This is a genomic window from Chitinophaga fulva (assembly GCF_012927205.1).
GTDB lineage: Bacteria > Bacteroidota > Bacteroidia > Chitinophagales > Chitinophagaceae > Chitinophaga > Chitinophaga fulva.
This window is the reverse complement of record NZ_JABBGC010000001.1, coordinates 429,606-449,226: the sequence shown is the minus strand read 5'-3', so window position 1 is coordinate 449,226 and position 19,621 is coordinate 429,606. Positions and strand designations below refer to the sequence as shown.

Annotated in this window: 19 protein-coding genes; 15 read left to right on the top strand and 4 right to left on the bottom strand. The window is 46.6% G+C overall.

The genetic code is table 11. The features are described 5' to 3' along the window. The first annotated feature begins 147 nt into the window (after positions 1-147). The 3 genes from HHL17_RS01960 to HHL17_RS01950 all read left to right on the top strand — a co-directional run bounded on the left by HHL17_RS01960 (position 148) and on the right by HHL17_RS01950 (position 4,019). Complete coding sequence (locus tag HHL17_RS01960; RefSeq protein ID WP_169223119.1) at positions 148-1,500, top strand: TolC family protein; 1,353 nt, start codon at positions 148-150, stop codon at positions 1,498-1,500. Between the two features lie 23 nt (positions 1,501-1,523). Beyond that, a complete protein-coding gene (locus HHL17_RS01955) occupies positions 1,524-2,879 on the top strand; it encodes an efflux RND transporter periplasmic adaptor subunit (RefSeq protein WP_169223118.1) in 1,356 nt (451 codons plus the stop codon). Between the two features lie 111 nt (positions 2,880-2,990). After that, a complete protein-coding gene (locus HHL17_RS01950; protein WP_317166504.1) occupies positions 2,991-4,019 on the top strand; it encodes an NAD(P)H-dependent glycerol-3-phosphate dehydrogenase in 1,029 nt (342 codons plus the stop codon). A 15-nt stretch (positions 4,020-4,034) separates the two neighbouring features. Here the strand turns inward: HHL17_RS01950 and HHL17_RS01945 are convergent, their stop codons facing one another. Beyond that, positions 4,035-4,313, bottom strand: coding sequence for a hypothetical protein (locus tag HHL17_RS01945; protein ID WP_078669906.1), 279 nt, complete (start codon positions 4,311-4,313; stop codon positions 4,035-4,037). Positions 4,314-4,893: 580 nt separating this feature from the next. Between HHL17_RS01945 and HHL17_RS01940 the strand changes: the two genes are divergently transcribed. The 4 genes from HHL17_RS01940 to HHL17_RS01925 all read left to right on the top strand — a co-directional run bounded on the left by HHL17_RS01940 (position 4,894) and on the right by HHL17_RS01925 (position 9,624). Continuing rightward, the gene (locus HHL17_RS01940; RefSeq protein ID WP_169223117.1) at positions 4,894-7,170 is read left to right on the top strand and encodes a glycosyltransferase; all 2,277 of its coding nucleotides are present in this window, start codon (positions 4,894-4,896) and stop codon (positions 7,168-7,170) included. Further along, a complete protein-coding gene (locus tag HHL17_RS01935; protein WP_317166503.1) occupies positions 7,139-7,537 on the top strand; it encodes a response regulator in 399 nt (132 codons plus the stop codon). The genes HHL17_RS01940 and HHL17_RS01935 overlap by 32 nt, the downstream gene beginning before the upstream one ends. A gap of 68 nt (positions 7,538-7,605) precedes the next feature. After that, entirely contained in the window at positions 7,606-9,039 is a 1,434-nt protein-coding gene (locus HHL17_RS01930; RefSeq protein ID WP_169223115.1) for a sigma-54-dependent transcriptional regulator, read from the top strand. Positions 9,040-9,099: 60 nt separating this feature from the next. After that, positions 9,100-9,624: a low affinity iron permease family protein gene (locus tag HHL17_RS01925; RefSeq protein ID WP_206155891.1), complete on the top strand. Its 525-nt coding sequence runs from the start codon at positions 9,100-9,102 to the stop codon at positions 9,622-9,624. Here the strand turns inward: HHL17_RS01925 and HHL17_RS01920 are convergent. Both HHL17_RS01920 and HHL17_RS01915 read right to left on the bottom strand, forming a co-directional pair. Next, positions 9,605-11,044 (bottom strand): hybrid sensor histidine kinase/response regulator, encoded by a 1,440-nt coding sequence (locus HHL17_RS01920; protein ID WP_169223114.1) that lies wholly within the window; start codon positions 11,042-11,044, stop codon positions 9,605-9,607. The genes HHL17_RS01925 and HHL17_RS01920 overlap by 20 nt on opposite strands. Before the next feature lie 79 nt (positions 11,045-11,123). Continuing rightward, positions 11,124-12,554, bottom strand: coding sequence for a sensor histidine kinase (locus tag HHL17_RS01915; protein ID WP_169223113.1), 1,431 nt, complete (start codon positions 12,552-12,554; stop codon positions 11,124-11,126). Between the two features lie 321 nt (positions 12,555-12,875). On the opposite strand from HHL17_RS01915, the gene HHL17_RS01910 reads away from it, so the two are divergent. Genes HHL17_RS01910 through HHL17_RS01900 form a run of 3 tightly spaced genes read left to right on the top strand, consistent with a single transcriptional unit; the run spans position 12,876 to position 13,850 of the window. Continuing rightward, positions 12,876-13,076: a hypothetical protein gene (locus HHL17_RS01910; RefSeq protein WP_169223112.1), complete on the top strand. Its 201-nt coding sequence runs from the start codon at positions 12,876-12,878 to the stop codon at positions 13,074-13,076. A gap of 29 nt (positions 13,077-13,105) precedes the next feature. After that, positions 13,106-13,675: a YciE/YciF ferroxidase family protein gene (locus tag HHL17_RS01905; RefSeq protein ID WP_240975070.1), complete on the top strand. Its 570-nt coding sequence runs from the start codon at positions 13,106-13,108 to the stop codon at positions 13,673-13,675. Then, positions 13,653-13,850 carry a hypothetical protein gene (locus HHL17_RS01900; protein WP_169223111.1) on the top strand — a complete coding sequence of 66 codons (198 nt, stop codon included), beginning with the start codon at positions 13,653-13,655 and terminating at the stop codon, positions 13,848-13,850. Before HHL17_RS01905 ends, HHL17_RS01900 begins: the two co-directional genes overlap by 23 nt. Here HHL17_RS01900 and HHL17_RS01895 read toward each other — a convergent pair. Beyond that, positions 13,839-14,186, bottom strand: coding sequence for a hypothetical protein (locus HHL17_RS01895; protein ID WP_169223110.1), 348 nt, complete (start codon positions 14,184-14,186; stop codon positions 13,839-13,841). The genes HHL17_RS01900 and HHL17_RS01895 overlap by 12 nt on opposite strands. Before the next feature lie 120 nt (positions 14,187-14,306). On the opposite strand from HHL17_RS01895, the gene ku reads away from it, so the two are divergent. The 5 genes from ku to HHL17_RS01870 all read left to right on the top strand — a co-directional run bounded on the left by ku (position 14,307) and on the right by HHL17_RS01870 (position 19,620). Further along, complete coding sequence (gene ku / locus HHL17_RS01890) at positions 14,307-15,095, top strand: non-homologous end joining protein Ku (RefSeq protein ID WP_169223109.1); 789 nt, start codon at positions 14,307-14,309, stop codon at positions 15,093-15,095. Next, complete coding sequence (locus HHL17_RS01885) at positions 15,092-15,700, top strand: DNA polymerase ligase N-terminal domain-containing protein (RefSeq protein ID WP_169223108.1); 609 nt, start codon at positions 15,092-15,094, stop codon at positions 15,698-15,700. The genes ku and HHL17_RS01885 overlap by 4 nt, the downstream gene beginning before the upstream one ends. 53 nt (positions 15,701-15,753) lie before the next feature. Further along, a complete protein-coding gene (gene ligD, locus HHL17_RS01880; protein WP_169223107.1) occupies positions 15,754-17,616 on the top strand; it encodes a DNA ligase D in 1,863 nt (620 codons plus the stop codon). 26 nt (positions 17,617-17,642) lie between these two features. Then, positions 17,643-18,143: a hypothetical protein gene (locus HHL17_RS01875; protein ID WP_169223106.1), complete on the top strand. Its 501-nt coding sequence runs from the start codon at positions 17,643-17,645 to the stop codon at positions 18,141-18,143. Positions 18,144-18,288: 145 nt separating this feature from the next. After that, on the top strand, positions 18,289-19,620 hold the full coding sequence (locus HHL17_RS01870; protein WP_169223105.1) for a sigma-54-dependent transcriptional regulator: 1,332 nt from the start codon (positions 18,289-18,291) through the stop codon (positions 19,618-19,620). The last annotated feature ends 1 nt before the right edge of the window (position 19,621 follow it).

The window sequence follows — 19,621 nt, the reverse complement described above, 5'->3', positions numbered from 1 at the left end:
TGGTGTTCTTGATCAGTATTAATCTCCAAAAAAAAGACTATGTTGTATACGCATGGCGTTAGGTATGACACCATACCTAACAAAATTTTACCTTCTATCAAGAAGGGAGGAAAACTATCCTTACATTTATTATATTTTTGGCATGTTATGAGAATATCCCAAATCGCAGGATTTTTCCTGCTCTTCTGCTTCTTTGCTAACATAACCCCGGCTGTGGCGCAGGATACGTGGAGTTTGAAACGTTGTGTGGATTATGCTATGGAAAACAGCATCACTGTAAAACAACAGGAGGTGCAAAAACGGCTGGCAGAACTTACCCTGCAGCAAAGCCGTCTCAGTATGATTCCTAGTTTTAACGGCAACGTGAATGCCTGGTATTCCGATGGCCGTATTGCCAGCATTTCGGATAACGCCTATATTAATCAGTCTGTTTTCAACGCCAGCGGACAGCTTAATATGAATGGTGATTTGTTTAACTGGTTCTCTAAACAAAACCTGATTGCGGCCAACAGGTACGACGTGGCATCCAATGGTTTTCTGCTGCAGAAAGCCCGTAATGACCTCGCTTTTAATGTTGCAACAGCTTTTCTGCAGATCCTGCTGAAAAATGAACAGGTAAAAGTAAATGAGGTACAGGTAAAACAGACGTTGTCCAACCTTGACAATACCAGAAAACTGGTTATTGCCGGTTCTGTTCCCGAGAGCAACCAGGCAGATCTGGAAGCGCAACTGGCACAGGACAGTACCAATCTGGTGACCGCCAAGAATGATGTAATTTTGGCTATCTTGCAAATGAAGGCTTATCTGAATATGGGTTTTGATATACCCTTCGTACCGGAAATCCCGGATAATATATCATCTCTGCCTATTACCCCGCTGGCTGAAATGGCCCCGGAAATGGTGTATAGTGCAGCGCTGACTTCCTATCCGCTGGTAAAATCAGATGAACTCAGGATCAAAGGCGCATACCGGTCTTACCGGTCCGCAGTAGGGCAGTTATTCCCTTCGCTGGCGCTGACAGGAGGGCTTTCCACCAGCTATGCGAACAACTTCTATGGTATGGACGGAAAGCTGATACCATTTAATAAACAATTGGATAATACCTTCGGTAAAAATATAGGGCTGAGTCTGAAAATCCCGCTGTTTAACGGTTACCAACAACGGACAGCCGTTTCTAAAGCGAAGGTAAATGTGTACAACATGGAGCTGACCCGCGACCTGGACAATCAGAAACTGCGCCAGGACATCTATACCGCCCATGCCAACGCAGTGGCCGCTCTGCAGAAATACAACGCTTCCGCCACCGGTGTAATGGCCGCACAGAAAGCGTACGACTTTGCCACCAAACGGTTTAACATTGGATTAATGAACACCATTGATTATATCACAACGCAAACCAGATTGTTCAAAGCCCAGATTGATAAAGTCTCGGCACAGTACGACTATATTTTCAAAATGAAATTGCTGGAATTTTACCGGGACCAGAGAATATCCCTGTAGGACGCCAGGTAACAAACTGCTTTATGAAGAAGAAAAAGACCCTTTTTTGGCTCACGGGCTTAGGTTTACTTGTTATTTTGCTCATTGTTTTGAAAGCTTCGGGTGTTATTGGTAAGGAAGAAATGCTGAACGTAGCCGCAGACAAGGCGGAAAAGAAGAATATCATCGAGGTAGTGACTGCCAGCGGAAAAATTTATCCCGAAATTGAAGTAAAAGTAAGCTCCGACGTATCCGGTGAGATTACGGAACTAACAGTGCTCGAAGGCGACACTGTTCACAAAGGCCAGGTACTGGCCCGTATTTACGGTGATATTTATGGCTCTATGGTGGACAAGGCCACGGCTTCTGTAAGTCAGTCACAGGCACAGCTGGCCAACACCGCTGCTGCACTGAATTCCTACAAAGCCCGCCTGGACCAGAACAAGGCCGCTTATCTTCGTAATAAAGAATTGCTTTCGCAGAAAGTAATCTCCCGCTCTGAATTTGAAACCAGTGAAGCGACCTACCTCGCTTCTCAGGCCGATTTTAACGCGGCGGCGCAGCAAATCAACAGCAGCAAGTTTGGCGTGCAAAGCGCACAGGCCAACCTGAAAGAAGCGAATAAAAACCTTGGCCGTACCACTATTACCGCTCCCATGAATGGTATCGTTTCCCTGCTCAACGTAAAGAAGGGCGAACGTGTGGTAGGTACTGCCCAGATGACCGGTACAGAAATGCTGCGCATCGCAGACCTGAGCCGTATGGAAGTACAGGTGGATGTTGGAGAAAACGATGTCCCCAAAGTGAAATATGGAGATACAGCCCTCATTGAAGTAGATGCTTACAATGGCCGCCGTTTTAAAGGCGTGGTGACACAAATCGCCAGCTCCAGCAAGGGCGCTGCCACAGCTACTGCCTCCTCAGCTTCTTCGGCTGAACAGGTGACCAGCTATATTGTGCATATCCGCATCCTGCCGGAATCATATGCTGATCTGCTGAAAAGTTCCCATCACAAAGCATTTCCTTTCCGCCCAGGCATGAGCGCCAGCGTGGATATCCAGACCCGTCATGAAAATAATGTGCTGGCGATACCCATCAATGCCGTTACCACCCGCGATGCGGATTCCACCAAGAATAGCGGAGAGAAGAAAAAAGACGACACCAAGAGCAAGTCAGAAATGAATGAAGTGGTGTTTGTATTGCAGAAAGACAACTCCGTGAAAATGGTCCCTGTAAAAACCGGCGTACAGGATGACTCCTATATCCAGATCCTGGCAGGTCTGCAGGAAGGAGATCAGGTGATCAGTGCCCCTTATAGTGCGGTTTCCCGCACCCTGAACAACGGTAAAAAAGTAAAGGTGGTGGCTAAAGACAAACTTTTTGAAGGGCAAACGAAATAGTAGCCTGAAATAATATTCTGTTGCAAAGACGCAGCGCGTACCCACGCCCTGCGTCTTTGTTGTTTTAGCGCCTTTGTGCGCAGATTTCCTATCTTGCGTAAAATTAGCATTGTGAGCAAGGAGAATCGCATTGGTATTATCGGCAGTGGCAGTTGGGCTACTGCATTGGCAAAAATACTGACAGACAATGGACAGCATATCCACTGGTGGATTCGTAATGAAGATACCATCCGACATATGCAACAGCGTCATCATAACAAACATTACCTGACTTCTGTATATTTTGATACCAGCCTGCTGTCGCTCAGTAGCGATGTAAGTGCTGTGGTAGCGGCGTGTGACGAGATTGTACTGGCTGTTCCTTCCGCTTTTCTGGTGGATGTATTGGACCAGTTGCCGTCATTAGCACTGGAAGGCAAAAAGGTGATTTCGGCCATTAAAGGATTGGTACCAGGCAACAACCAGTTGATCAATGAGTACCTGGAAGAGCGCTTCCAGCTTCCGCCGGCGCATTATTTTACCATCACCGGTCCTTGTCATGCGGAAGAAGTAGCCAATGAAAAGCTTTCCTATCTTACTTTCTCCGGTGTTCATCTGGAAGCGGCACAAGCGATAGCCGACAAATTCACCGGGAGCTATTTGCAGACGATCGTCAATACAGATATGATTGGTGTGCAGCTGGCAGCCGTGATGAAAAACATCTATGCGCTGGGAGCGGGGATTGCGCATGGACTGGAATATGGCGATAATTTTCTGAGTGTATATATCACAAACTGTTTCCGGGAGATGCAGGCTTTTCTGGAGCAATATGAAGCACAGAAGGCAGAGCTGCGGGGCAGTGAGCCGGTAGTACATAATTACAGTGCCAGCGCCTATCTGGGTGATCTGCTGGTGACCTGTTATTCCCTGCATAGCAGGAACCGGACTTTTGGCAATATGATCGGAAAAGGATATTCTGTAAAAGCGGCTCAATTGGAGCTGAATATGATTGCAGAAGGTTATTATGCCAGCAAATGTATGTATGAGATGAACAAGGGAATAGGGGCGTTAATGCCTGTGGCCCAGGCCGTATATGCGGTATTGTGGCAACAGGTGCATCCTTCTGAAGCCTTTCTCTCTCTCGAAAAAGGATTTATCTGACACAAGGACTGACGACTAGTAGTCGTCATAGTCCTCATAATTATCTTCCCCTACTTTAACAATGGCTTTTACTTTGGGAAAATACTGTTTAATCAGGGCAGCTATTTTCTCAAAGAGATAGTCATCCAATTTTGGTCCTTCATAATATTCCACTTCATTGGTTTCGTCAGAAATGATGTATTCTGTTACTGTCTGATCTACAATTGCCAGGAATCTTCTTTCTTTGGCTACTTTCCGGATGTTGATTTTAGTGGGGACTCCATCCACGTTGAGGGTACATGCAATATGTCGCATAAGCGCGGTAAGGTTTTTATAAATGAACAGATAGATTTTGATCCTGTTTAAATCGCCGAATACTTAGAACTAAAACGTGTCAAAAAAGGAGTGTGTTAATCTCTGGTTAATTTGGTCAGATATGGTTATGAATTTAAAAATAAGCAAGTTTGGACAATTAACAAAATTGTATACATTTTTTGTTTTTTTAACAATGTTTTAATTGATATTGAAGCGCTGTCTTTTCTTTAATCTTTTCCCTGAAGCCCTCTTCTTATGCGGCTATAAATGCTTTGTGTATAAACAAATTCCCGGATAATACCGTCTGTTGATTGCTATCTCATCGTCAATAACAAATAATTTACAATTATAATTATAAATAATGATACAAAATGTTAATCAAATCTAAACGGGTACGATTGACACTAAAAAATATTTCCACATCGGGAAAAATGGAACAAACATATGGGGAATATTTTCCACAGTTTTAGTTCGATGAATTCGCTAAAAAGCAATAGGCAGGCGTTGGATTGATATTTGAAAAGCTACATCCCGGACAGCCAATGGTCCACAGTGAATGAAAGCCTTAAATTTTTGACCAATGACTAAAAACTTGCTTTTTGTATCATCATTTCCGCCCCGTGAGTGCGGCATAGCTACATTTGCGCAAGATCTGATCAACGCGCTGGACAAAAGTTTCGCCGGAAAACTGAATATCGAGATCTGTGCACTGGAAGCGTCAGGAAAACCATGGGCAGAAAAACAATCACCAGTAACTTATACTGTAAATCCTTTCAACATTGACAGCTGTATCGCATTTGCGCAGCAGGTCAATGATAATCCTAAAATAGACCTGCTCTGCTTTGAGCATGAATTTGGCCTGTATGGCGGCGAATATGGACATAATCTGCTGGCTATGTTATCATTGCTGGATAAACCTTTTATCGTCCGTTTTCATACTGTACTGCCTTTCCCGGACCAGAAATGCCTGAAGGTAGTAAGCCTTATCGGTGCACTGGCGACCAAAGTAACCGCCATGACCCGCTCGTCGGTAAATTTGCTTTGCGATGTATACCAGGTGCCGGCAGATAAAATCGTTCATATTCCGCATGGTACCCATGCCCATATCATTGAGGACGTGAAAGCCCTCAAAAAACAATACGACCTTGAAGATAAGCTGGTACTCAGCACCTTCGGGCTGTTAAGCGAAAATAAAGGGCTGGAAACAGGTATCAGGGCCATGAAGGAAATTGTCAAAACATATCCCGATGCCATTTATCTCATTTTAGGGAAGACCCACCCGGTAATCCTGACACGGGAGGGAGAGCGCTACCGCGAGCGATTGGAAGAAATGGTAAAGGAATATCACCTGGAAAAAAATGTGCGGTTTGTTAATAGCTACCTCTCTCTCGATACCTTACTGGATTATTTATCACTGACGGATATTTACCTTTTCACCTCCAAAGACCCCCACCAGGCTGTAAGCGGCACTTTTGTATACGCCATGAGCGCGGGTTGCGCGGTTATTTCCACCGCTTTTGTACAGGCAAAAGAGATGCTGGACGAAACTTGTGGCTGCCTGATTGACTTTAACGATGCAGGGCAACTGGCGACAGCTGCCATGAACCTGCTCGGCAATCCGGAGCTGCGCCAGCGTATGAGCCGCAATGCCATTGAAAAAACACGTAACTCTATCTGGGACAACGTGGCCATTGCGCACATGGCCATGTTCAGCGAAGTGCTGGATGATAACAAGGTGACCATGCCTAATCTGCCGGCACCTTACCTGGACCATATAGACCGCCTGACAGACGAACTGGGCATGCTGCAGTTCGCCCGCCATGATGTGCCGGACCCGTCTCACGGATATACGCTCGATGATAATGCCCGGGCGCTCATTGCGCTCTGCATGTATATCACTACTATCAAGCCCAGTAGTTTCGCGGATTCCCTGATCCGCAAATACATCCGTTTTATAGCAGGCTGCCGTAAACCCTCCGGACGCTTCCTGAATTATGTGGATAAAGACGGGAATTTCACCGGCCAGAACGAAGAAGTGAACCTGGAAGATGCGAACGGCCGTACGGTATGGGCGCTGGGATATGCCCTGTCCTGCTACCGAATGTTGTCTTTTGATATGATACAGGAGTTGCTGTCCCTCTTCAGGCCTTGCCTGCGCTGGATTGACAGCCTCTCTTCCCCGAGGGCCATCGCATTTGCCATAAAAGGATTGTTTTATTCGCTGCAATACCGGCAAACTGAACAGGTGATAGAATTGCTCAATAAATTGGCCTCCGGATTGCAGGAGTATTATACGGCGGAGGCGGATGATAACTGGAAATGGTTTGAATCCTACCTTACCTATGGTAATGCTGTTCTCCCGGAAGCTATGATGATGGCTTACCAGGTAACAGGAACACCCGCCTATCGTAAAACAGCAGAAGAAAGCCTGGCATTCCTTTGTAGCAAAACATTTACGGATAGCTATATGAAAGTCATCAGCAATAAAACATGGTATCATAAAAACATGCCTCCTGCCAGTGAAGCGGGAGGTGAGCAATCTATCGAAGTGGCTTATACCATGTTGGCTTTGGACACTTTTTATAATACCTCTAAAAACCATTTGTACCTCGAAAAAATGCGCGTCGCCTTCAGCTGGTACCTGGGGAATAATCATCTCAAACAGTTGGTCTATAACCCTCTTACCTACGGATGTTATGACGGCCTGGAACGTAATAACGTTAATCAGAACCAGGGCGCTGAATCGACCGTATGCTATCTTATAGCCCGCCTTTTGATGGAACAATGGAACAAACACAAATATGTTACAACCAAAAAAGAGAACCGTGAACCGGTCCGGATTGGGTTCAACGGATAAAATAAAAAACGGATCTTATATCCTGATCATCGACGACGAACCGGACATTTGTCGATTGTTGCAATTAACCCTTGTCAGGCATGGCTATCATGTTCAGTATGTACATGCTCTGAACGAAGGATTATCATATCTGCGCAGCCAGCAGCCGGACCTGCTGTTCCTGGATATTCACCTGCCGGACGGGTCTGGACTGGACGCATTGCCGGAGATCAGAAAAGAATGCCCGACTTTACCGGTCATTACCATTAGTGCCTATGATAACGGTATGGAGAAGCAAAGAGCGCTGAGCGCAGGAGCCACCTTCTTTCTACCCAAGCCTTTCAGTGTAAAACATGTTGACGAACTGATAGGCAATATCAGGCACTAGCGGCTACGAGCCGGGATTTATTTAGTAATTTTAGTAAGCTGTTGACAAATACCACATATTAGAGAAGTATGAAAAATATTCTGATTATAGATGACGAAATCAATATCTGTACGCTCCTCAGTAAATTTCTGAGCAAACATGGGTTCAATGTAGATACCACCATGACGGGCGCTGCTGCGCTCAAAATGATGAAAGAAAAAACATTTGATCTCGTATTGTGCGATTACAGGCTGAAAGATACAGATGGTGCACAGTTGCTGCAAGACATCCATCAAATCAATCCGCAGACAATCGTCATTATCATCACCGGCTATACCGATGTGCGTGTAGCCGTGGAAATGGTAAAGAACGGCGCGTATGATTATTTGTCCAAGCCGCTGTATCCGGATGAAATACTTAACCTGGTGCACAAAGCTTTTGCACATAAGGAATCCGAACAGGAACGCATGGCAGTGCAGCCGGTAGATGCCGGCAGTGCGCCTGAAGCCCGCGAAACACTCCTGTCCCGCAACCAAAGTGAGAAAAATGATAAATATGTTTACGGTGAAAGTGAAGGTGCCCGCGAATTGATTCGCCAGATAAAACTGGTAGCGCCCACTGATTACAGTGTGATCATCTTCGGGGAAACCGGTACTGGTAAAGAGTCTGTGGCACACCTGATACATCATCACAGTAAACGTTCGTCGCAGCCGTTTGTAGCACTGGACTGCGGAAGCCTCTCCAAAGAACTGGCCGCCAGTGAATTGTTTGGCCACGAAAAAGGCTCCTTTACCGGCGCCATCGGCACTAAAATCGGCGCCTTTGAACAGGCTCAGGGAGGCACGCTTTTCCTCGATGAAATTTCCAATCTCTCTTACGACATCCAGGTAGCCATGCTCCGTGTATTACAGGAAAAAGTGATCCGCCGGGTGGGCAGCCTTAAGGAAATACCGGTAGACGTCCGCATCATCGTAGCTTCCAACGAAAAACTGTCGGAATCAGTACAGCGCGGAAAATTCCGGGAAGACCTCTTCCACCGGTTCAATGAATTCACTATCTATATCCCGCCACTACGTGAGCGCAGAGAAGACCTGCCGCTGTTTGTAGCATCCTTCGTGGAACAAGTGGAAAAAGAACTGGAGAAATCCTGTGGTAAAATATCTCCGGAAGTGTGGAAATGCTTCCAACAGTACAATTGGCCGGGTAATATCCGCGAACTGAAAAATATCATTCGCCGCGCCTGCCTGCTGACGCCGGAAATGCAGGAAATCAACATGGCGGCCCTTCCGCTGGAAATGAAAGAATCATTTGCCCAACCACAGGAAGAATTGCAGATAACGGGAGAACTAGCCATCATGGCTAATGATAACGACCTGAAAACCGTTGCACTGCAGGCTGAATACAATAAAATCATCAATGTGCTCAAAGAAGTAAAATATAATAAAACCAAAGCGGCACAACTGTTAAACATCGACCGCAAAACGCTGTACAATAAATTGCGCTTGCTGAATATCAACTACTAAATAGGGTGAGATGCAGGCAGATTTATTTGCCTGCATCTTCTTACAATAAAAGAGGCAGCTATGAAACCATTATCCGAGAAAAAATCCGGTATCAGATTTTTTGAAGCCATGGCCGCCAAAGTAATTGCCGCTACCGGCAGCGCTTGGGCTTTTTTTGTTGCGCTGGGCGTCATCATCGTCTGGGGATTGACCGGCCCCGTATTTCATTACTCCGATACCTGGCAACTGGTGATCAATACCGGTACCACCATTATCACTTTCCTGATGGTGTTCCTCATTCAGAAATCACAAAACAAAGACTCCAAGTCCATCCAGCTGAAGCTGAATGAATTGATTGCTGCACACAAACAGGCCAGCAACCGGCTGATTGATGTGGAAAATCTTTCCGAAGAAGAGCTGGATATCCTGCATAAATACTATCATGTGATGGCAGAAGAAACTGCCAGAAAAATCAGCATGAATGAATCGCACTCTGTGGAAGAAGCGATTAACGGCGCACTCAGTAAACATGAAGAACATTTGCGTAGACGTAAGAAATATCCCGAAGATGCCGGACCGGGAGAAACTAAACCGCCGGCAATGTGATGGTAAAAGTTGTTCCTTTGCCCTGTTCACTGTCTACGTGGATGGTCCCCTTATGATTTAACAGGATGTTTTGCGTGCTGGTAAGGCCTAAACCTGTTCCCTTGGCTTTATTGGTGTAAAACGGGTCAAACAGGCGCGAAAGTTTTTCCTCCGGAATGCCAATGCCATTGTCGGAGATCTGTACCTGTGCTTTGTCCTGATTGCGCCGGGTGGTAACGGTGAGGATGCCTTTGCCCGGAGCCATGGCCTCGATCGCGTTGATAATGATATTCAGAAAGGCAATCACCACCTTCTCATCGTCTGCATTCACTTTGATATCGGGGGCAACCAGTTGTTTGTTGAGCCGCATTTCATGCAGCTGCATACGGTCTTGCGATAGTTTAAGCGCATTTTCGATCAGTTGGTTAATACCATGTTCCGCTGTGTGCAGCTCTATCATACGGGTGCTGTCCAGCAGTTCGGTGATCAACTGATTAATGCGGGTACAGTTACGTTCAATGATGTCTGTGTACAAGCCAGAGTCATCGTTGGCGGCAACGTCTTCTTCTTCTTTGAACTGGCTTACGGCCAGCAGTATATTGGTGAGCGGGTTTCTTACTTCATGGGCAATCACCCGGGCAATGCGTCCTGTGATCACGAATTTTTCCTGATGTTGTTTTTCCTGTTCCTCTCTTTTTTTCTCTGTGATATCCTGTATCACGCACAGGAAGATTTGTTCTGCTTCATCCAGCATGACTGCATTGATGAGCACAAATAGTTTTTTGCTATCGCGTGTTTTGAATTCATATTCCTGTACGCCGGTAGCGCCATCGTTGCTGATGTTGTTGAGGAATTGTTCGCTTTGTTCCTGTATGGTAAAGAGATCGCGCAGGTGCAGCTTCAGGATTTCGTCTTTCTGATACTGTAATCTCCGGAGGGCAGCCGGATTGGCATCGATGATGTTTTTATCGCAATCGGCCAGAATGATGAGGTCGTGTGCTTTTTCAAAGATGCCGAAGTATTTTTTCTCACTTTCTTCGATGGTGCGTAGGTGTTTGTATTCGTCGAGTGCATAGCGGATGGAACGTTCCAGCAGATCGGCGGTGATTTCGCCTTTTACAAGATAGTCATAGGCGCCGGCTTTCATGGCTTCCTGGTCGATGGCATAATCGCCTTTGCCGGTAAGCATAATGACGGGCATGCTGTATTGCATTTCCTGAAGATGATGGAGGATGTCCAGGCCCGTGTGCGGCCCCAGCCGGTAATCTACCAGGAATATGTCATGGGCTTTTCGTTCAATGGCTTCAACGCCTTTTTGATACGTAGAGGCCCATTCCAGGGTGTATTGGCCGGGAGAAATATCGCGCAATAGTTCCGTTACCAGGAAAAAATCATCTTCATCATCATCGATCATGAGTATCTGTATCGGTCGTTCGCTCATCTGGATAAGTTAAAGTGTGGCAAAAGTTCAGATAACGTTTGCCTCCGCAATAAAAGTGCTAATCTTTTCTTAAATCGTATCAAACCTCATTTTTATTGCCCTGAACAAGGGGTAAAACGATGACAAAAGTAGCCCCCTCTCCAGGCTCGCCTTCCGCGAAAATGAAACCGTTGTGGCTGTCAACAATTTTTTTGCAGATAGCCAGTCCGATACCAGTGCCGGTGTATTCGCTGATGCCGTGCAGGCGCTGGAAGATCAGGAAGATACGTTCAGCAAAGGCGGGGTCGAAGCCGATGCCGTTGTCTGCTATGCTGATACGACAGAAGAGCGTATCCCACCGGCTTTCCTTCACTAATCTGAGCTCTTTACCGGTCAGTACCTGCTGCTGGATATTGATTGCCAACGGCCGGTCAGGGCTGGCAAATTTGATGGCGTTAGCGAGAATATTCTGGAACAGCTGGTGAAAAGAAGTATCACTGCCTTCTATTTCCGGCAGACTGTCGTAAGTGACGGTCACTTTTTTCTCTTCCAGGGTCACTTCAAGGTCAGTGAGCACTTCCTGTAGCAGCACGTTCATATCCACACGGGTGATGCTTTCCGGGGTAATGCGCCCCGCCCGGGAGAACACCAGGAGATCGTTGATCAGTACCCGCATACGGGACACGGCAGATACCATGCGGTCTATCAGCTGGGTAGCATCCGGGGGGAGCTGGTCTTTGTATTTCATCTGCAACCGGTCACTGAAGGTGGATATCTTACGCAGTGGCTCCTGTAGGTCGTGGGAGGCCACATAAGCAAACTGTTCCAGTTCCTGGTTGGTTTTATTGAGCAGGGAGATGTTTTGCTGAAGATCGCGCTGATAGGATTTCATCTTGCTCTCGATATGCAGCTGCAGCCTGAACTCGCGGGTAAGCGTCACATAGGAATAGATGCCTATCAGGATGGCCACGATCGAGGAGATGAAGATCACGGGTACCCACAATACGGAGAAGAAATGAAACAGCTTTGATTTTTCATGTACCTGGTTTTCTTCAATGCGTATCATGTCCTGCACCTTGCGGTCCAGCCGGTCAGCGGCTTTTTCCCCTTCTTTCACGGAGCTTTCCTGTCGGGCAACGGTCACCGTCTGGCTGCCGGTCATCAGCTGCTGGTATTTGATGGTCAGTAATTGCCGGAGGGTATCCAGGTGCTTCTGCTGTCGCGGGCTTTCAGCGGTGATTTTACGTAAGAGCAGATATTCCCTTTCTATACGTTTGCTTCTTTCCTCCATGCTGGGGTCCAGGAAAGAGCTGTCTTTCGTAAGGTTATAACCCCGGATGGCGGCCTCAGCTTCTTTTAGCTGACGGGTGATCACTTCCAGCCGTTTGGACACTTCGATGGCATGATTCAGCCTGCCGGCATTTTCCAGCAGGTTTTTAGCCACCAGGTAGGAGAAGATGGATGCAGCGATAATAACCGTAAAGGCAATGAAAAATCCGATGCGTATTTTTTTATATACTGGAAAGTGCATTTGGTCTCTTCAAATAGGTGGTAATTGTGTAAGCAATTCAAGATACTATTTTATGCGTAAAAAACAGATGACCAGATCTGCGTATTTTCCGGAGCCCTTTCTGCGCAACTATTTCCACAGTATGCCACTTATTTCTACGGCTCATGCGGAGTTATAAATGTATTGTGCGGCTGGCATTGTAGGTGAGCGCTATTGACGTCTGAAAATCTTTGCAGCACGATGTTTGCGACGGATGTAAGCAGATGTGGATAACGAATATGCCGGCATTGGAATGAACTTTGATTTTTTTCAGGAGTTATTTAACCCATAAAACAGCAAGCTATGAACCCGGAAAGACAAAAGCCAGAAGAGGAACCTACGCCCGATAAAGAACAACCGGGAAAGGAACAGCCGACACCTGTGCAACCACCGCCTGACAAGCCTGAACCAATACCGGAAGAACTGCCTGAAAGGGACGTTCCCCACCAACCGGCAGATCCACAGGCTGAGAAAGCGTTTCAAAGACACAAACCGGATAACTAACATTTCGTCACGCAACTAAATTTACGTTTATGCGTATGTCCAGAACAACAACAAAAACGGCCTCCATTGCCAGAAAGCCCGCCCAGCGATCAAGGGAGCTAATGAGCAATTCTAAATTCCATGAACTGTTCATGGATGAACTGAAAGATATTTACTGGGCCGAAAAAAATCTGGTAAAAGCCCTGCCCAGGATGCAGAAAGCTGCTACCTCCGAAGACCTTAAAGATGCCATTGGCCACCATCTGGAAGAAACAAAAATCCATGTTGCCCGGCTGGAAGATATTTTTGAAATGATGGGCAAAAAAGCCCAGGCTAAAAAATGTGAAGCCATGGAAGGCCTCATCAGGGAAGCCCAGCGCGGGGTAGATGATACAGAAGAAGATTCCATGGTACGGGACGCCGGTATTATCATCTCCGCTCAAAAAGTGGAACACTACGAAATATCTGCCTACGGTAGCCTCCGTACACTGGCTAATGTCATGGGACACGCGGATGCAGCGGAACTGCTGGAACAAACACTTGAAGAAGAAAAACATGCAGACAGTTTGCTCACAGAAATAGCTGAATCTACCGTGAATGATGAAGCAGCTGCCGAATAAACCACGCTTGTTTAAAAGATTGTTAGTTGTTGAATCGAAACTGCAAGGGTCCCTGTCTCTGTACAGGGGCCTTTTTGTTGCCCATCCGGGCAAAAACAAACAACCCGCCAACGGTGACGGGTTGCATGCTGATGAAAAAGTTTTGCTGCATTATCTGAAGCAGTTAGCCAAATAGCAACTGTTCTTCTCTGTCTTCTACTTTGATTTTTTTGATGAACTCGTCGAACCAGGGCTCATCATGTGAGGTGTAAACACCATAAGCATCCAGTACATACCCTTTGTTGCCCTCGGCGTCTTCCATCAAATACAGTATGGAAGAATCTGACGGGTCTGATTCCCCTTCAAAACGATAGGTTTTAATGATGGTGAGATCTTCCGGATTATAGATTTTCTGCGTGTCCGGCGATTGCATTCTGCCGTGGTCACTCATCTTCAGCTCATGATCATATCCTTTTTCATGTAACCGCTCCAGAACGCGTGTAAGTGTTGTCATTTCTCCAGGCTTTTCCATAAAATAAGGTTTTTTGGTTACCAACGGAAAAACCAAAAGTTATGCCGCGCTGTTTACCATTATAGCGTACACTGGTACCATTTGTGTTAAACATTAACGTGTAACCAAAACCTTCACACCATGCGTGCAATTTGGTCAGGATCAATAGGATTCGGGTTGGTGAATATACCCGTCAAATTATATAGTGCCACACAGGACAGCAAGCTGGACCTCGATATGCTCGACAGCCAGGGACTGGCCCATATCCGGTTTAAAAGAGTGAATGAAAATACCGGAAAAGAGGTGCCCTGGGAACAAATTGTGAAAGGATATCTCTACAATGATGAATATGTGGTACTGGAAGATGATGATTTTGAAGCCGCCAGTCCCAAAAAAAGTAAGATTATCGAAATAGAATCCTTTGTGGATGAGGCTTCTATAGATGATATCTATTTTGAAAATCCTTATTTTTTAGAACCGGCCAAAGGTGGGGAAAAAGCATATGAACTGTTGCTGGAAGCTTTACAGAAAACAGGAAAAGCGGGGCTCAGCCGTTTCGTGCTGCGTACGCAGGAACATCTGTCCGTCATCAGGCCCCGGGAAAACTACCTGCTGCTGCAACAGCTGCGCTATGAAGAGGAGATACGCTCGGCTGAAGATCTCAGTCTACCTGATAACGTTAAAATAGCTAAACGGGAGCTGGACATGGCTATTGAACTGATCAAACAGTACGCTGCAAAATTCGATATTAGTCAGTATAAAGATGAATACAAAGCGGAACTGCTCAAGATCATTAAAGCCAAAGCCAGTGGTAAGAAACCGGTGGTGAAGAAGTTACAGGTGGTACATACCAAGAGCGATGACCTGTTTGATCAGCTGAAAGCCAGTCTGGGCGCCAAACCATCCTCTTCTAAAAAACGCGCCTCATGAGTCTCGCCAGATATAAACAGAAACGGAACTTCGGGGACACCACAGAGCCCACCGCCGGCAAGCCGGAAAAAGGGAAACACGTCTTTGTGGTACAACGTCATCATGCTACCCGGCTGCATTACGATTTCCGTCTCGAGGTGGATGGCGTACTGAAAAGCTGGGCTGTGCCCAAAGGCCCTTCGCTGGACCCCGCCGATAAACGCCTGGCCATGCAGGTAGAAGACCATCCGTACGACTATAAGGATTTTGAAGGCACCATTCCCAAAGGAAACTATGGCGCCGGCACCGTGTACATCTGGGATAAAGGCACGTTTGAACTGCTGCGTGATGATGGTAAAAGCTTCGATAAAGAAGCACTGAAAGAAATACAGGCTGGCGACCTGAAAGTGGTGCTGAATGGAAAAAAACTAAAAGGGGAATTTGCCCTGGTGAAGATGAAAGCCTCCGATGATAATGCCTGGTTGCTGATCAAACACCGCGATAAATACGTGAAAGAGAAGTATGACAGTGAAGACTATACGCCGGAGCGTGTAAAAGCACAAGGTCTCCGTGAGAAAGAATCCGGCCGTAAAAAAAAAGCCCAATCCCCACACCCGGGCCGGTAAAGAAATCGACATCCTCCCGTAAGAAAGAAACCATTAAAAAGGTCTATAAGCCTATGCTGGCCACATTGGTAGATGCTCCCTTTGATGACGCCGACTGGCTGTTTGAAACTAAATGGGACGGATATCGCGCTATTGCTGCGGTGCAAAATCATACAGTACAACTTTACTCCCGCAATGAAAAAGACTTCGGAAAAGACTATCCCGCTGTGGTGGCGGCCGTAGAGAATATTGCGCACAATGTGGTACTGGACGGAGAGATTATCGTACTCGACAGTAAAAAGAATTCACATTTCCAATCCTTACAGAATTATAAAACGACCGGCAAAGGCAATCTTGTTTACATGGTGTTTGACCTGTTGCATCTCAATGGTGTTGAACTTCAGCAACTGACGTTATTGGAGCGAAAAAGTCTGCTGAAAGATGTTGTGACACAGCTTAAAGACAAGCGGGTACAGTATTCCGGCCATGTACTCAAAAAAGGGAAAGAATTTTTTGAGAAAGCCCGACACCAGCAATGGGAAGGGATGATCGCCAAAAAAACAGACAGCCTGTACGAAGAAGGCCGCCGGTCTGCCTCCTGGCTGAAGATAAAAGTCACCAACGAGCAGGAAGCCATCATCTGCGGATTTACCGCACCGAGAGGCAGCCGTAAGAAACTGGGCGCTCTGGTACTCGGCTTGTATGATGATAAACAGCTGAAATACATCGGCAACTGTGGCGGCGGCCTCAATGAGGTTACGCTTGACATGCTGTATAAGAAACTGCAGCCACTGGTGCAACAAGCTTCGCCCTTTGGCCGTAAAATAAAGACAGACATGCCCATCACCTGGGTGAAGCCTAAACTGGTGTGCCAGGTGAAATTTTCGGAATGGACCGGCGACGGTATCCTCCGTATGCCGGTATTTCTGGGATTAAGAGAAGATAAACCACCTGCAGACGTACATCCGGAAACACCTAAAACAGTTCAGACTATGGCCACTGCTACCACTACTGTAGAAAAGGACCGCGTTATTACGCTCAATAGCAAAAAGGTAAACCTTACCAATCAACAGAAAATATACTGGCCCCAAGAGAAGATCACCAAAGGCCAGCTGGTGGATTATTACCTGTCGGTTGCACAGTATATACTGCCGCATCTGAAAGACAGGCCCATGTCGTTGCACCGCTTCCCGAACGGGATTGACAAGCCTTCGTTTTATCAGAAAGACCTCGACCTGGAACAGGCGCCGGCATGGATTAAGAGTGTTGCTTTGCATGCTGCTTCTGCCAGAAGGGATGTGGACTACCTGTTATGCAACAACGAAGCTACGCTGGCTTATATGGTCAACCTGGGTTGTATAGAGATCAATCCATGGCTGTCCCGCACCAGTAAACTGGATAATCCTGATTACGTGGTAATGGACCTCGATCCGGAGAACATCGATTTTAAGTATGTGGTAGAAGCTGCCCTGCATATCAAGGCTTTCCTTGACCCATATAAAATAACGACCTTCTGCAAAACTTCCGGCTCTACCGGGCTGCATATTTATATTCCCACCGGGGGAAAACACAGCTATGATACCGGGCGGTTATTTGCGGAATACATTGCCCGTCACGTAAACAAACAGTTGCCAAAGAGCACCAGTGTTACCCGGGCCAAATCGGCCCGCAATAAGAAGGTGTATCTTGATTTTCTGCAAAACAGCCGGGGCCAGACAGTAGCATCACCTTATTCAGTAAGGCCCAGGCCTGGCGCCACCGTGTCCATGCCGCTACAATGGAAAGAAGTGAATGAGAAACTGAAGATCAGTGATTTTGATATGTTCAACTCACTGGAACGTATAAACGAAATAGGCGATATCTGGCGCGATATTCAAAGTGCAAAAAATGATTTGCGTAGATTCATCCAGGATGTAGAACAGTCGGCGGTTACCTGATTTTTGACACGTTAAAACCCAAAGCTATGCAACAGTCATCGCAAGTCCATGTGAAACTGACTCCTGTGTACGGGGTTATTATCGCGGTCATTTGTATGGCGCTGACGGTGGTCTTTTACCTCACCCATCAGTATGGAAAACTATGGACGGACTTTTGTACGAGCCTCGTTTTTTTGGTAGGGGTGATGTTGTCAGTTGTGCACTATAATGGCAGACACCATCAGCATACTTCTACCATTTCTTCTTTTATGATGGGCCTGAAGACTACCTTGCTGGCTACTTTCCTGCTGGCCGTGTTCTCCCTGGTATTTTATTTCCTGGTGATTGGAGAGGAAGGGCATCATATGATACAGGATGAATTTGTAGGCGACGCTAATGTTATCAGCAATATGAACTTCGGACAGCAACGGTTCTGGATTATGTTCGTGGGCACTGTGCTGTTTGCCAACATTGCGATGGGCGTGTTGGCGGCATTCCTGGCAGCCCTCGTTTTTAAAGCCAATCAGAAAACCACCGAGGATGAATAGTATTAACTATTGGGTTATTTTGATATTTTGATATTTTGATATTTGGATATTTGATAGAGGATATTTGGTTATTTAGTTACTTTGTTGTGTTTATGTGGTAAATAGAAAATATCTACCTACCCAAATAACCAAATAACGAAATACCTTGAAGGGTCATATACTTATTATCGACGATGAAGACCAGCTGAGGAAGCTCCTAAGCCGGTTGTTAACATTGGAAGGATACACCATGCATGAAGCGGGCAATATCCGTTCTGCCATGAAAATCCTGGAAAAAGAGGAAGTCAGTGTGGTATTGTCTGACGTAAAGTTGCCGGACGGCAACGGCGTGGAGCTCGTACAAACTATCCGCAGCCGTTTCCCACAGGTGGAAACCATTGTGCTGACAGCCTACGGCAATATTGCAGACGGTGTACAGGCCATTAAAAATGGCGCCTTTGATTATATCACCAAAGGAGATGATAACAACCGTATCCTGCCACTGGTCAGCAAAGCGATGGACAAAGCCCGGCTACAGTTCCGCATCCGCGATCTGGAAAAGAAAATAGCCGGTAAATATAATTTTGACAACATCCTGGGTAATTCCCCTGAAATCAATGCTGCCAAGGAGTTGGCCCGGAAGGTGGCTCCAACAGATATGACCGTGCTGCTGCTGGGTGAAACCGGCTCCGGCAAAGAAGTGTTTGCCCATGCTATTCATGAAGGCAGCAACCGGCGCCAGCAGCCTTTTGTGGCGGTCAACTGCAGCGCTATTGGTAAGGATATCCTGGAAAGTGAACTGTTTGGACATGTGGCCGGCGCCTTTACCGGGGCGGTAAAGGATAAGAAAGGCTTTTTTGAGGAAGCCCGCGGAGGTACCATCTTCCTGGACGAAATGGGGGAGATGCCGGTGGAATTGCAGGCTAAACTACTGCGGGTCCTGGAAGCACAGGAGTTCTATAAAGTAGGGGAAGCCAAACCGGTTAAGACCGATGTACGGGTAATTGCCGCTACCAACCGGCACCTGGAGCAGGAAATAGCTGCCGGGAATTTCCGGGAAGACCTGTTTTACCGGCTCTCTGTATTCCAGATCTCTTTGCCTTCACTCAACGAACGGAAAAAAGACATCCCCCTGCTGGCTACCTGGTTTATTCAACAGTTTTCTCCTAAACTGAACAAACGCCTGACCGGTATGAGCCCGGCTTTTCTACAGGCATTGCAGCAGCATAGCTGGAAAGGTAATATCCGGGAGCTGCGCAATGTATTAGAGCGGGCCGCTATCCTCACGGACACGGATATACTGGATGTGTCTTCATTGCCGTTTGATTTTCAGCAAGGGGTAGACAGTACGTCTTCTTCCCTGCGGCTGGCGGATATGGAACGAAGCCATATTATCCGGGTGCTGGCCCACGTAAAAGGCAATAAAACAAAGGCGGCGGAACTGTTGGATATAGGCCTCACCACACTGTACAATAAAATCAAGGAATATAATATCTGAG